We start from the raw sequence: 14,598 nt of genomic DNA, 5'->3' as shown, positions 1-14,598 counted from the left end.
AAAACGTTGACAGTAGCTGAACCAGAAACCAATTGAGAACAAACAGGTATCGTATTAGAACTCACACTCACTAAATCATATGTTGCATCAAGCATCTGGAAAACAGTGGCAGATCCTGAGGCATTTAACTGTACAAAATCTGAAACCGTACCTGAAACTGTTGTGACTGTATAATTAACAGTAGCATCTGGCGTACCAGTAAAAACAACATTTGCCGTGTCGCCCGCACAAATATCTTCTGCAGAAACACTTGCCGTTGGTAATGGTAATATCGTAATCGTTACACACTCCGAATTAGGAGTAAAAGTAAATGTACATGCAGGTAATGTAGCCGAACTAACACTTACCAAACAGTAAATAGCATCTACTGTCGTTGTAACTGAGGCAGATCCTGATCCATCCAAAACAATAGAAGCCGTAGATCCATTTAAAGTATAATTAACAGTAGCATCTGCTGTACCCACAAAATCTAAAGTGGCAACATCACCAAAACAAACCTCAGGAGTTGATGTAGATATTGAAACCGTTGGAAGGGGATTAACAAAAATTACTATACTTTGATTGAGGTTTTGAGTACAAAGATCTTGAGAAGTAACAGACGTTAATTGATAAGTTTTATCTGCAAATAAAGGAGAAGTTGTAAAAGAAAAATTTCCTGAATTGTTAAGTTCAATAGTTGTAGAAATTGTACCATCTTCTAGAAAATCAACACTAGCATTAGGTGTACCAGATATGGTAACTAAAACTGTTTCACCTTCACAAATTGTAGTACTATTAGCAATTGTAGCAGTAGGCAAAGGTGAAATTGTAATATCCATCGTAGTTGTATCTGAACAACCTGGTGCGTCTGGAGTAAAAGTATAAGTTAGTGTACCTAAAACAGAAGTATCTACTGTTGGTGGATTCCAAGTCCCTGTAACCCCTTCATTTGAAGTTGTTGGCAAAGCATCAGGTGATTGATTTTGACAATAGGGTCCTAATTGCGTGAACGTAGGAGTTGTTTGCTGAAGGCAAATTAAATTAAAAGGATGCACCTCATAACATGATGAAACCGTATTATCAATTCTTAAATAAATAACCTCGTCACAAAATCCATTATAATTGGACGGATTTGAAATTGGATTGTTATATTGTTCAGCATCAGCGAGTGTATTAAAATATTCTATTTCATGTTCAAAAGGTGATAAGGTTCCTAAAACCTGTGAAGTATTTTGCGTCAAGTCAAAAATGTAAGATGAAGCTCCTGTATCACAAACAGCTAAATCATTTGGAAGTTCATTGTCAATGCCTTCAAATACTTCAACAGTAACAAAATCTGTAACTACAGTTGGTGTTCCTGTACCACAAGGAGCATAAATCGCTTGAGCTGTGTAAGTTGTTGTTATGGTTGGACAAACAGACATAGAAGGACTATTTCCGATAACAACTCCATTTTCTAACCAATTAAACGTTACCGTGCTTGGTCCTGATGGTGTAAATCTCCATGCTTCGTTTGAAGCGGACCAAGGTCCAGTATTTCTACCTGGTGGTGTGTATCCTAAAGTACCTGCAGTATTTTGAATACCAATTACTCCTCTACCACCATTCCAGCCTGTACATGGAGTTCTATCTTTTACATAAACCTCAATAACATTTGTAGTTTCGTACAAAAGAATTTGAGAAGTTTGAAGCCCTACTGAATTATTACATGAAAATTGAGGTACATTCGAAAAGTTAATTACCGCAGTTCTACATGGAAAACTACCTAAAATTTGATAATTGATACTTAAAGTTGCTGGTGGTGTTGGTGTAACATTTGGATTAATATCCTGATAAACACCATATATAGCATTTCTAATAGGAAAACCTGTATTAGGAACTGTTTGGCTGTAAGACCATGCACAATTTCCTCCAGGATTATAATCACCACCACCAAAAGTTACGACACCATTAGAACCTACTAAAATGGTATTATAAGTTGCTCCAAAAAAGCAGAAATTAAATGGTAAAGTTACTAAAGGTGACCAAACATCATCTGTGTTTACTGAAACTGGTGTTCCTCCAACAAAAGGAAAAGGCGGTGCATAAGGAACCGAAGTTACTGAATATGAATTGGTTTGACCTGTTTCAAGATAAGTTGCTTCAATTGTACTACACTGCCCAACTTCACAAATAGGGGACGGATTAAGTGTGGTTACATTAGCACAACCTGGTGCTTGAGCCATTACAAAATTAGTAACTAACAGTGTAACAAATAATATTATTCTTCTTAAACTCATTTTATTCTTTTTTTGAGGGTCTAAAAATACATAATTTTAACAAATAATTTAATAAAAAAAGTTAAAAATTAATGTTTTAACATTTCCATTCTTAATTATGTTTTTATTATTTATCTTTGCCCAATCGAAAAAAATGCAAATTACAATAATAAAACATGCCAGAAAACGAAGAAATAATAAATGAATTGGGTGATAATCACATTGCCACAAGTGCTGAAACTCCTCTTAGAAAAGATGCCTTTGTACTAACAGACGACGAAAAAATAGCATCCATTAAAAAAGATGTTGAAAACATTTTACTTACCTTAGGAATGGACTTGGAGGATGATAGTTTAAAAGGCACTCCAAATCGTGTTGCAAAAATGTTTGTAAAAGAAATTTTTGGCGGCTTAAACCCAGCTAGAAAACCAAGTTCATCAACATTTGATAACAAATACAAATACAACGAAATGCTAGTTGAAAAAAACATTGTAGTTTATTCAACTTGTGAGCATCATTTACTTCCAATAGTTGGTAGAGCTCATGTTGCTTACATTTCGAAAGGTACCGTAGTTGGATTATCAAAAATGAATAGAATTGTGGATTATTTTGCTAAAAGACCTCAAGTTCAAGAACGATTAAATATTCAAATTGTTGAAGAATTAAAAAAAGTTTTAGGTACTGAAGATGTTGCTTGTGTAATTGATGCCAAGCATTTGTGCGTCAACTCAAGAGGAATTAAGGATATTGAAAGCAGTACGGTTACTGCTGAATTTGGTGGTAAATTTAAAGAAGAAAACGTTAGAAAGGAATTTCTTAACTACATCAATTTAGAAACTAAATTTTAATTGTTTAAGATTTTGATTTTAACGCTCAACCCCTAGCCCTGATAGTAACGGCATCCTTTTTTTGTTTTGAAATGAGTTGTATTTTAAATCTTTTTCAACAAAAAAAGATACAGTGAATAGCAGGATTAGCTTCTAAAAATAAGAATTAAAAAACACATGGAATTATATAAAAATCAGCCTTTAAAAATTTACAATACCCTATCTGGTGAAAAGGAACTTTTTAAACCTATTCATGAAGGAACTATTGGAATGTATGTTTGTGGACCAACTGTTTACAGCAATGTTCATTTAGGAAACGTGAGAACTTTTATGAGTTTTGACATGATTTTTAGATATTTAAATCATTTAGAATACAAAGTAAGATATGTTAGAAACATTACCGATGCAGGTCATTTAACAGATGATGGTGATGTTGCCAATGATCGATTTGTAAAACAATCGCGTTTGGAAAAGTTAGAACCTATGGAAATTGTACAGAAATACACGGTTGATTTTCATAATGTTTTGAATACATTTAACTTTCTTCCTCCAACTATTGAACCCACTGCAACGGGACATATAATGGAACAAATTGAATTAATTGAAAAACTAATTGATTCAGAATTAGCTTATGAAAGCCAAGGTTCTGTTTATTTTGATGTTTTGGCTTATAACAAAAAAGGCTTAAATTATGGCGAACTAAGCAATCGAAATATTGAAGAATTATTTGCCAATACTCGTGATTTAGACGGGCAATCCGAAAAAAGGAATCCTCAAGATTTTGCTTTATGGAAAAATGCTTCTCCAGCACACATTATGCGTTGGAATTCTCCTTGGGGAGCTGGTTTTCCAGGATGGCATTTGGAATGTACTGCAATGAGTACAAAATATTTAGGAGAAACTTTTGACATTCATGGCGGTGGAATGGACTTGAAATTCCCGCACCATGAATGCGAAGTTGCACAAGCTAAAGGTTGTTTTGGTCATGCTCCTGTAAAGACTTGGATGCATACCAACATGCTTACCATGAATGGCTTAAGAATGAGTAAATCTACTGGTAACTATATTTTACCTATGGAATTGCTTTTTGGAGAAAATACGTTTTTTGAAAAACCCTTTAATGCCAATGTGGTGCGATTTAATTTCATGCAAGCGCATTACAGAAGCGTTTTAGACATCTCCAATGAAGCTATGTTAGCCAGTGAAAAAGGGTATAACAAAATGACTGAAGCTTATAATTTAGCTAAAAATCTTACTGCAAGTTCTACTTCTACTTTTGACATTTCTGAGTGGAGCAAAAGTTGTTACAATGCAATGAATGACGATTTTAATACTCCAGTTTTAATTGCACAACTTTTTGAGGGTGTACGCTTTATTAATGTAATTAATGATAAAAAAGCAACAATCACTGAAACTGATTTAGAAATTTTGATTAGCACCTTAAAGACTTTTGTAATCGATGTTTTAGGAATTAATTTGGAAGCCTCTAAAGACACTACTTCTTCTTCAAAATTAAAAGGCGTAGTTGAAATGTTAATTGAAATGAGAAATGAAGCTAGAGCCAATAAAAACTGGGCTTTATCTGATGAAATTCGTGATAAACTGGCAGGGCTTGGAGTTATTTTGAAAGATGGCAAAGACGGAACAAATTTTTCGATTTAAGTAAAAAATTAAGAATAATAATTAACGATTTTTGATTGCAGAAAGTTTGGAACACAGATTTGAGAAAATAGAGAAATTTGAATTATCTAAACTATTAAATCTGATTTCTTTTTTGGAATTTAGATTTAAAATATTGGAATTTACATTGAGTTTGAGCTTAAAAAAGATACTTATTTTCCCATTTGTGCTTTTGGTACGTTTTTATCAAGGGGCTATTTCTCCATTTACACCTGCAACTTGCCGTTTTGAACCAACTTGTTCGCATTACACCGTTGAAGCATTGCAAAAACATGGTTTATTTAAAGGAGGCTGGTTGGCTGTAAAAAGAATAGCAAGTTGTCATCCATGGGGAAAAAGTGGTTATGACCCTGTACCGTAAAAGATTTTAAATTTAAAATTAACGATTTTAGCTTGCAGCAATTTTTGGAAATTGTAATTTAATGAATAGGAATTTTCTTTTTTTTAACACCTAAACAAATAATAATCTTTATTTTTACCTCAAAATAGAAAATACTCTTATGAATAACGCTTTAAATATTGTTTGGAATCCAAGTGAAGGATTTGATTTGGGTTTTATTACAATTCGTTTTTATAGTTTAATGTTCGTTGTAGCCTTTGGACTGGGATGGTATATTATGAAAGCTATTTTTGTTCGTGAAAATGAATCTATTGAAAAACTAGACAACTTATTCATGTTTACCGTTTTTGCTACTTTGATTGGAGCAAGACTAGGTCATGTGTTTTTTTATGATTGGGCGTATTTCAGTCAACATCCTTTAGAAATATTATTACCAATGAAAGAAACCCAATCAGGTTGGGAATTTACTGGTTTTAGTGGATTAGCAAGTCATGGTGCTGCAATTGCAATAATCATAGTAATGTTTTACTATAGTAAAAAAATCATCAAGCGTCCTATTTTATGGGTTTTGGATAGAATTGTAATTCCAGTTGCCAGCGGTGCAATTTTTGTAAGAATTGGTAATTTTATGAATTCTGAAATTGTTGGTAATGAAACTAATTCTTCATTCGGAATTAAATTCGTTAAGGATTATTTTTCACCAAGAGAAGCTTCTGTAAAGACTCAAATTATAGACCCAAATGAAGCCTATAATGCCATTGCAAATGATCCAAAATATGCTGATTTGTTGGCAGAAGTTACTCCAAAACATCCAGCGCAATTGTATGAATCATTTGGATATATTTTTGTTTTTGCTGTTCTTTTTTACATGTATTGGAAAACGGAAGCAAGAAATAAGCAAGGACTTTTATTTGGTACTTTTTTAGTATTACTTTGGACGGTTCGTTTCTTTGTAGAATACGTTAAAGGAAGTCAAGGTGGTTTTGAAGAAATGGAAACATTTAACGCACTTTCAACCGGTCAATGGTTAAGTATTCCTTTTATCATTGCTGGATTTTACTTCATTTATAGAGCTAAAAAAACTGCCTAATTTTAACTTTTTTTCACTTTCAATCCAATTCCTAAAACGTTGGGTAAAAATCCGAATTTAGAAGTATTTGAAATAGAAATGGAGTAGTTACCTTTTTCTAAATCGTAATTTGGTTTTAAAACGTATTTTAAATCACAAATATCTCCTGAACAATCCGCTAAATGCTTTCCAGATTTATCTTTTATAGGTAATTCTAATTTTTCATTGGTTTCAGTTCCATCAGGTGATTGTATTTTAATTAACAATGGAATACTTTCCATATCATAATCGTAAATATGAGAAAATTCAAGAATAACATCATACTTATTTGGTTCTGAAATTTCAAAATCATACTTTTTTATGTCTAATTTAGACCAACGATTAGACTCAAAATCTTTATCAAATTTATGAAAGACATTATCTTTGTTACAGGATAAAATAACTAAAAAAGCGATAATCGGTATTATTTTTTTCATAAGATTTGTTTTATTTAAAAACGAAAACCACAAAATTTTAGTATATATGATCCAAAAATTAGTTTTTGATACATATTATTCATTGAACAACTTAAGAACTGTCAATCAATTGAAATTTATTCAAAAATAAGTAAGACAATGGTTTACTGTATTTTTTTTCTTATCTTTTAGGTCTAATTAAAAGACTAAAATGAAAATCACACATATTAGTGCGGAATGTTATCCTATTGCTAAAGTTGGCGGACTTGCAGATGTAGTTGGAGCACTTCCAAAATACCAACAAAACAAGAATAATGTTGCTCAGGTTATCATGCCATTTTACAATAACAAGTTTACTAATGAACATGATTTTGAAAGTCTGTACGAATCTGAACTCAAACTAGATATCATATCTTATAATTATCGGGTTTTAACATTAAAAGAAAATATTCTTGATTTTGATGTGTTTTTTATTGATGTTCCAGATTTATTATTTAAAGATTATGTCTATTCTTTTGATGATACCAATCGTTTTCTGGCTTTTCAAATTGCTACTTTAGATTGGATGCTAACCTGGAAAACAAAACCATCCATTATTCATTGCCACGACCATCATACAAGTTTAATTCCTTTTATGTTACAAGAATCGTTTAAATATGAATCTTTAAATAAAATTCCGGTTATTTTAACCATTCATAATGCGCAATATCAAGGTTGGTTTTCCCATGAAAAAGCAAATTTAATTCCAGAATTCAATCCCATTAATTTTGGTTTACTCGATTGGAATTACCAAATAAATTCTTTAGCTGCCGCAATAAAATGTGCTTGGGCAGTTACAACAGTTTCTCCAAGTTATATGGAAGAATTGAAAGAAAATGCCAATGGTTTAGAAAGCCTGTTAAGTCACGAAAGTGCCAAATGTCACGGAATTTTAAACGGAATTGATTCCGAAGTATGGAATCCTCAAACTGATGAATTCATTATCAAAAATTATAATAATAGAACCATAAAATCGGGAAGAGAAGCTAATAAAAAATGGTTGTGTGAGACTTTCAATTTGGATGAATCAAAACCACTATTTGCTTTTATTGGTAGATTAGTTCACGAAAAAGGAACCGATTTACTTCCTGAAGTTTTAGAAAAAGCTCTAGCTAACAAAGAAATTTCCGTTTTAGTATTAGGTTCAGGAAGCGAAGAAACTCAAATCCAACTTAAACAATTAATTGCTAAACATGAAAACTATTATTATGCTTTCATTGGTTACGATGAAAAATTATCGCACATTATTTATGCTGGAGCCGATTTTCTTTTAATGCCTTCTCGCGTGGAACCTTGTGGTTTAAATCAAATGTACGCTTTACGCTATGGAACTATTCCAATTGTTAGAAATATTGGTGGTTTAAAAGATACCATTGTTGACATTGAAAATGACGGTTTCGGATTCATTCATGAAGATGTGGAAGTCAATCAAATTTTACATGCCATTTCAAGAGCTACTTCATTTTACAGCAATAAAACCAAATTCAATAAAACAAGAAAAGAAATTATGGAAATTGACCATTCTTGGTATGTTTCTGCAAATGAATACAACAATCTATATCAATCCTTATTAAAAAAATAACTACTTATGATTAACAAAGATGTACTTTCGATTATCCTTGGAGGTGGACAAGGTTCAAGACTTCATCCATTAACACAATCTCGATCTAAACCTGCTGTTCCGATTGCAGGGAAGTATCGATTAGTAGATATTCCAATTTCAAATTGTATTAATTCTGATATCAAAAGAATGTTTGTTTTAACACAATTTAATTCAGCTTCATTAAATAAACACATCAAAAACACTTATAGTTTTAGTTTTTTTAGTGATGCCTTTGTAGATGTTTTGGCTGCTGAACAAACTCCTGATAATAAAACTTGGTTTCAAGGAACAGCTGATGCTGTGCGTCAAAGCATGCATCATTTTTTAAGTCACGATTTCAAATATGCTTTAATTTTATCTGGTGATCAATTGTATCAAATGGATTTTGGTGCCATGATAAAAGCTCACGAAAATAATAATGCCGAAATTACCATTGCAACCATTCCTGTGAATGATAAAGATGCAACAGGTTTTGGAATATTAAAAACCAATGCTGAAGATAGAATTACTTCATTTATAGAAAAACCATCAAGTGATTTATTACCTAATTGGACTTCAGAAACCAGTGAAGAAATGAAAGCAGAAGGCAAAAATTATCTAGCTTCAATGGGAATTTACATCTTCAATAGAGAATTATTAATTGATTTGATGAGCAATCCAGACACCAATGATTTTGGAAAAGAAATTATTCCAGGTGCCATTGATAATAATAGGGTTTTTAGTTACCAATATGAAGGCTATTGGACAGATATTGGAAACATTGACTCCTTCTTTGAAGCCAATTTAGGTCTAACAGACGATATTCCTCAATTTAACTTATATGACAAAAATAATAGTATTTATACTAGAGCGAGAATTTTACCTACTTCAAAATATTCTAATACAAAATTAGAAAAAGCTGTAATTGCTGAAGGTTGTATCATTCAAGCTGAAAAAATTGAACATTGTGTTATTGGAATTCGTTCAAGAATTGGTAAAGATTCTGTTGTAACTAACACCTACATGATGGGTTCAGATTATTATGAATCCTTAGAAGAAATTGAAAAAAATCACATTAAAATCCTTTTAGGAATTGGTGAACGTTGTGTAATTAATAATGCTATCCTCGATAAAAATTGCAGAATTGGTGATGATGTAAAAATAATCGGAGGAACACATTTAGAAGATTCAGAAACAGACACATATGTAATAAAAGACGGAATAGTAGTAATCAAAAAAGGAGCTGTAATTCCTTCTGGATTTACCTTATAAACTATGGCAAACACAATAGCATTTAGTCTTTTTACTGACTTTGACATCAATCTTTTTAAAAGCGGAAAACATTATCGATTGTACGAAAAAATGGGTTCACACATCACCACTGTTGATGGTGTAAAAGGTACTTATTTTGCCGTTTGGGCTCCTTCTGCACAGCAAGTTTCTGTAGTTGGAGATTTCAATCATTGGACTGATGGTGAATACAAATTAAACGTGCGTTGGGATTCTTCTGGAATTTGGGAAGGTTTTATTCCTCAAGTTGGTAAGGGAAATCTTTACAAGTATAAAATTCATTCCAACATCAATAATGTCATTACTGAAAAAGCTGATCCTTATGCAAGAAGATGCGAACATCCTCCAAAAACAGCTTCTGTAATTTGGGATGACAATTACAAATGGGAAGATACCGATTGGCTCAAAAACAGAAAAAAATACAATGCTTTAGATGCACCCTATTCTGTATATGAAATGCATTTGGGTTCATGGAAAAAAGTGATTGAAGAAAATCGTTCCCTTTCTTATTTTGAATTGGCAACCGATTTAGTCCATTATTTAAAAGAAATGAATTATACCCATGTAGAGTTAATGCCTATAATGGAGTATCCTTACGACCCTTCTTGGGGTTATCAAATTACAGGTTACTTTGCTCCTACTTCTCGATTTGGTTATCCTGAAGAGTTTAAATATTTAGTAGATAAATTACATCAAAACGGCATCGGAATAATTTTGGATTGGGTTCCTTCTCATTTTCCGGAAGATGCACATGGATTGGGATTTTTTGATGGTTCAAATTTATACGAACATCCAGACAGGAAAAAAGGGTATCACCAAGATTGGAAGAGTTTAATTTTTAATTATGGTCGCAATGAAGTACGTTCGTTTTTAATTAGTAATGCTCTTTTTTGGTTGGAACAATATCATATTGATGGATTACGTGTGGATGCGGTTGCTTCCATGTTATATTTAGATTATTCTCGTGAAGACGGTGAATGGGATCCCAACGAATTTGGAGGCAATGAAAATTTAGATACGATTTCGTTCTTAAAGGAATTGAATGTTGAAATCTATAAATCTTTCCCAGATGTTCAGACAATTGCTGAAGAATCTACTGCTTTTAGTGGAGTTTCTAAACCTGTTTTTTTAGGTGGCTTAGGTTTTGGAATGAAATGGATGATGGGTTGGATGCACGATACATTGGAATATTTTCAAAAGGATTCTATCTATAGAAAATACCATCAAAATGAAATCACTTTTAGTTTGGCTTACGCTTTTACTGAAAATTTCATGTTACCGCTTTCTCATGATGAAGTTGTTTATGGTAAAAACTCTATTTTAGGAAGAATGCCCGGTGACGAATGGCAACGTTTTGCTAATTTAAGACTGCTTTATGGTTATATGTTCACACATCCGGGAACCAAATTAAATTTCATGGGAAGTGAATTTGGACAATATGAAGAATGGGATTTTCAAAGTAGCTTACATTGGAATTTATTGGCATTTGAACCTCATAAAAATACACAAAACTTTATTAAAGATTTGAATGCTTTTTACAGAACCTCTCCTGCTCTATTTGAAAAAGGATTTTCACATGATGGTTTTGAATGGATTAGTTATGACGATTATGAAAATTCAGTGATTTCATACATTAGAAAAGGAAACAATCCTGAAGATGATGTAATTGTTGTTTGTAATTTTACACCAAACACCCATTCAAAATATAAAATTGGAGTCCATCGAAAAGGAAAATTAAAAGAAATATTTAATAGTGATGCATCTAAATATGGAGGTTCAGGAATATCAAATAGCAAAACTATTTCTTCAAAAAAAACAACTTGGAATGGAAAAGAATTTTCTGCTGAAATTGACTTACCACCATTAGGAATAATCGTTTTCAACCTAAAATAACAGATTTATAACAAGATTCAAAAAAACAGCCTTATTTTTATTAATAACCAAAATAATTGCTTTAATTTTTAGCAAAAAGAACCCTTTAAAAAGAACAAAATTTATTAGGTTTACGCTTAATTAAAAATGTTGATTGATTTATGATTTTAAATACAGAATTAGAACAAAAAGGAAATTTATTTCCATCCAAAATAGTATCATATAGAAAAGATGTTGATAGATTATATTTTACTACAGAAAACAACGTTGTTCTTCAAGTAACGATAGTCAGAGATAGTGTTATTCGCTTTCGATATACTACAACTTCTATTTTTGAAAAAGATTTTTCATACGCAATTACAAAATACGCAAGTACGGGTTATAATAAACTTGAAATAAGTGAAGATGCTGAAAAATATTGTATTGCGACTGAAAAATTAATTTGCTACATTTTTAAAGCAGATTTACACACTCAAATGTTTGATGCCAAAGATAAAACCTTAATTTGTGATGACGAACTAGGTTTTCATTGGGAAGAAAGCTATGAATTTGGTGGTGATATTGTAAAAATGTCTAAAACTTCTCAAGCATCTGAAAGTTATTATGGTCTTGGTGATAAACCTGTACACATCAACCTAAAAGGCAAAAGATTTGAAAATTGGGTAACCGATTCTTATGCATATGGCAGAGACACTGATCCAATTTATAAAGCAATTCCGTTTTATATAGGTCTACATCACGAAAAATCGTATGGAATCTTTTTTGACAATACATTCCGATCTTTCTTTGACTTTTGTCATGAAAGAAGAAATGTAACTAGTTTTTGGGCTCAAGGTGGAGAAATGAATTATTACTTCATTTATGGACCAGATATGTCAGATGTAGTTGCCAATTATACAGATTTAACAGGAAAACCTCATGAAATGCCTCCACTTTGGGCATTAGGATATCACCAATGTAAATGGAGTTACTACCCTGAATCCAATGTTAAGGAAATTGCCGCTAAATTTAGAGAATTACAAATTCCATGTGATGCTATTTATTTAGATATTGATTACATGGAAGGTTTCCGTTGTTTTACTTGGAATAATGACTATTTCCCTGATCCAAAACGAATGGTGAAGGAATTAGCTGATGTTGGCTTTAAAACCATTGTTATCATTGATCCTGGAATTAAAATTGATATGGAATATAGTGTTTTTAAAGAAGCACTTGATAAAGATTATTTTTGTAAACGAGCCGATGGACCTTACATGAAAGGAAAAGTTTGGCCTGGTGAATGTTATTTTCCAGATTTTACTAAACCTGAAGTTAGAGAATGGTGGTCCAATTTATTCCAAGAATTAGTTGAAGATATTGGTGTCGCAGGTGTCTGGAATGACATGAACGAACCTGCAGTTATGGATGTTCCCGGAAAAACATTCCCAAATGATGTACGTCATGATTATGATGGAAATCCTTGTAGTCACAGAAAAGCTCATAACGTGTATGGAATGCAAATGGCAAGAGCAACTTATCAAGGAATTAAAAAGTTTGCTTATCCGAAAAGACCTTTCGCTATAACAAGAGCTGCTTATTCTGGTACACAACGCTATACTTCTTCTTGGACTGGTGATAACGTGGCCACTTGGGATCATTTGAATATTGCCAACATTCAAGCACAAAGAATGTGTATGTCAGGTTTTTCTTTTATTGGTTCTGATATTGGAGGTTTTGCCGAACAACCAAACGGAGAATTATATGCCCGTTGGATTCAACTAGGAATTTTTCATCCATTTTGTAGAACACACTCATCAGGTGATCATGGACATCAAGAACCTTGGGCTTTTGACAAAACAGTTACCGATGTTGTTAGAAAATTCATTGAAATTCGTTACCAATTGTTACCTTATTTATATACTGCTTTTTGGAAATATGCCGAAGAAGGTGTACCCATTTTAAAATCTTTAGTGCTTTTTGATCAAGAAGATGAACATACGCATTACAGAAATGATGAATTTATTTTTGGTGAAAAGATTCTAGCATGTCCAATTGCTGAACCTAATGCAAAAGGGAGACGCATGTATATTCCTAGAGGAAAATGGTATAATTTCTGGAATAATGAACTTGTTGAAGGGGAACAAGAAATGTGGGTAGATGCAGATTTAGATAGTATGCCTATTTTTATTAAAGAAGGTGCTATTATTCCTAAATATCCAATTCAACAATATGTTGGTGAAAAAGAAATCACACAAGTAAAATTAGATGCTTATTTTAAGGAAGGAAAAGAAAAGTCAGAGGTTTATGAAGATGCTCATGATGGCTACGATTACAAGAAAGGAAGATTTAGTCTTAGAAACTTTACTTTAGTCGGAAAAAAAGAATCGTTGACTATTCAACAATTCAAATCGGGTAAATACATAACACCTTATGAAACTTTTGAAATAAAATTAATTGGATTGCCTTTTGAAATTGGTAAAATTGAAATTGACAATGAAAACTTTGAATTATCTAATGTTACTTCAGAGAGTATCATGATCATCTCCAAAGAATTTACTGAAATTCACATTACTGGAAAATAAAAAAAAGACCTTAAATTTATTTTTAAGGTCTTCTTTTTTAACTTATAATCTAAATCCTAAAGTTACATGAGCTTTAAAATTTATATCTGAATAATAATCACTTATCTCTTTAGTATTGGTTAAATTTCTTGCAATTTGAGAACCAACCATAAGACTAATTTTATCATTAAATAACCATTTATGTCCAATTCCAAAACCAGCTTCTAAACCACTTAAGTCATTTTCTTGAGTTTCTTCAACATATATTCCAGATACTGGATCATAAACATAAAAATCATTTACTTCTTGCGTTCCGATTCTGTATTTTAAATATGGAAAAAACATAAACCCGTTTTGCTTTTTGTTTTTTGAGAAATAAATATTGTACGAAGCTTGCAAACCTATCAAATCATTATTTTCTAAATAAGAAGCATCTAAATAAGAATAGGTGTCAAATAAGGTTACATCAAATTGAATGGATTGGTTTCCTTTTAAAAAATGTTCGTAACCTACATTAAAAGATTTTCCAATTACTAAATCAAAAAGATTGGATTTGATTTCGCCTTTATACACTTTTGTTTCTTCATTTTGAGCTAACGAAAAAAGCGGCAACATTAACAAAATCAATAAATGTTTTGCCTGTTTTTGAATACATGATTTCATAAAT

The 14,598-nt window shown here is 31.9% G+C and carries 10 protein-coding genes and 1 pseudogene; 8 read left to right on the top strand and 3 right to left on the bottom strand.

Translation table 11 applies throughout. The annotated features are described in order from the left end of the window. Positions 1-2,258 (bottom strand): annotated as a pseudogene (locus ACTF56_RS10470) (hypothetical protein); the annotation flags it as partial. Between the two features lie 155 nt (positions 2,259-2,413). Here ACTF56_RS10470 and folE point away from each other — a divergent pair. The 4 genes from folE to lgt all read left to right on the top strand — a co-directional run bounded on the left by folE (position 2,414) and on the right by lgt (position 6,174). After that, positions 2,414-3,085 (top strand): GTP cyclohydrolase I FolE, encoded by a 672-nt coding sequence (folE, locus tag ACTF56_RS10465; protein ID WP_438966854.1) that lies wholly within the window; start codon positions 2,414-2,416, stop codon positions 3,083-3,085. A 156-nt stretch (positions 3,086-3,241) separates the two neighbouring features. Further along, positions 3,242-4,726 (top strand): cysteine--tRNA ligase, encoded by a 1,485-nt coding sequence (gene cysS, locus ACTF56_RS10460; RefSeq protein WP_438966853.1) that lies wholly within the window; start codon positions 3,242-3,244, stop codon positions 4,724-4,726. Positions 4,727-4,877: 151 nt separating this feature from the next. Beyond that, entirely contained in the window at positions 4,878-5,105 is a 228-nt protein-coding gene (yidD, locus tag ACTF56_RS10455; RefSeq protein ID WP_438966856.1) for a membrane protein insertion efficiency factor YidD, read from the top strand. A 139-nt stretch (positions 5,106-5,244) separates the two neighbouring features. Further along, positions 5,245-6,174 carry a prolipoprotein diacylglyceryl transferase gene (gene lgt / locus ACTF56_RS10450; RefSeq protein ID WP_438966852.1) on the top strand — a complete coding sequence of 310 codons (930 nt, stop codon included), beginning with the start codon at positions 5,245-5,247 and terminating at the stop codon, positions 6,172-6,174. Positions 6,175-6,176: 2 nt separating this feature from the next. On the opposite strand, the gene ACTF56_RS10445 is transcribed toward lgt, so the two are convergent. Next, positions 6,177-6,629, bottom strand: coding sequence for a hypothetical protein (locus tag ACTF56_RS10445; protein WP_438966851.1), 453 nt, complete (start codon positions 6,627-6,629; stop codon positions 6,177-6,179). A gap of 190 nt (positions 6,630-6,819) precedes the next feature. Between ACTF56_RS10445 and ACTF56_RS10440 the strand changes: the two genes are divergently transcribed. From ACTF56_RS10440 to ACTF56_RS10425, 4 genes are all read left to right on the top strand, one after another. Next, on the top strand, positions 6,820-8,229 hold the full coding sequence (locus tag ACTF56_RS10440; protein ID WP_438966850.1) for a glycogen synthase: 1,410 nt from the start codon (positions 6,820-6,822) through the stop codon (positions 8,227-8,229). Positions 8,230-8,235: 6 nt separating this feature from the next. Then, on the top strand, positions 8,236-9,501 hold the full coding sequence (locus ACTF56_RS10435) for a glucose-1-phosphate adenylyltransferase (RefSeq protein WP_438966849.1): 1,266 nt from the start codon (positions 8,236-8,238) through the stop codon (positions 9,499-9,501). A 3-nt stretch (positions 9,502-9,504) separates the two neighbouring features. Then, positions 9,505-11,412: a 1,4-alpha-glucan branching protein GlgB gene (gene glgB, locus ACTF56_RS10430; RefSeq protein WP_438966848.1), complete on the top strand. Its 1,908-nt coding sequence runs from the start codon at positions 9,505-9,507 to the stop codon at positions 11,410-11,412. A gap of 140 nt (positions 11,413-11,552) precedes the next feature. Next, entirely contained in the window at positions 11,553-13,952 is a 2,400-nt protein-coding gene (locus tag ACTF56_RS10425) for a glycoside hydrolase family 31 protein (RefSeq protein WP_438966847.1), read from the top strand. A 42-nt stretch (positions 13,953-13,994) separates the two neighbouring features. Here ACTF56_RS10425 and ACTF56_RS10420 read toward each other — a convergent pair whose 3' ends face one another. Then, positions 13,995-14,594: a hypothetical protein gene (locus ACTF56_RS10420; RefSeq protein ID WP_438966846.1), complete on the bottom strand. Its 600-nt coding sequence runs from the start codon at positions 14,592-14,594 to the stop codon at positions 13,995-13,997. Positions 14,595-14,598 lie beyond the last annotated feature (4 nt).

Origin of the sequence: Flavobacterium sp. (assembly GCF_965657075.1) — a bacterium.
Lineage (GTDB): Bacteria > Bacteroidota > Bacteroidia > Flavobacteriales > Flavobacteriaceae > Flavobacterium.
Note: the sequence above shows the minus strand (reverse complement) of the source record. Positions and strands in the feature narration are given on the sequence as shown.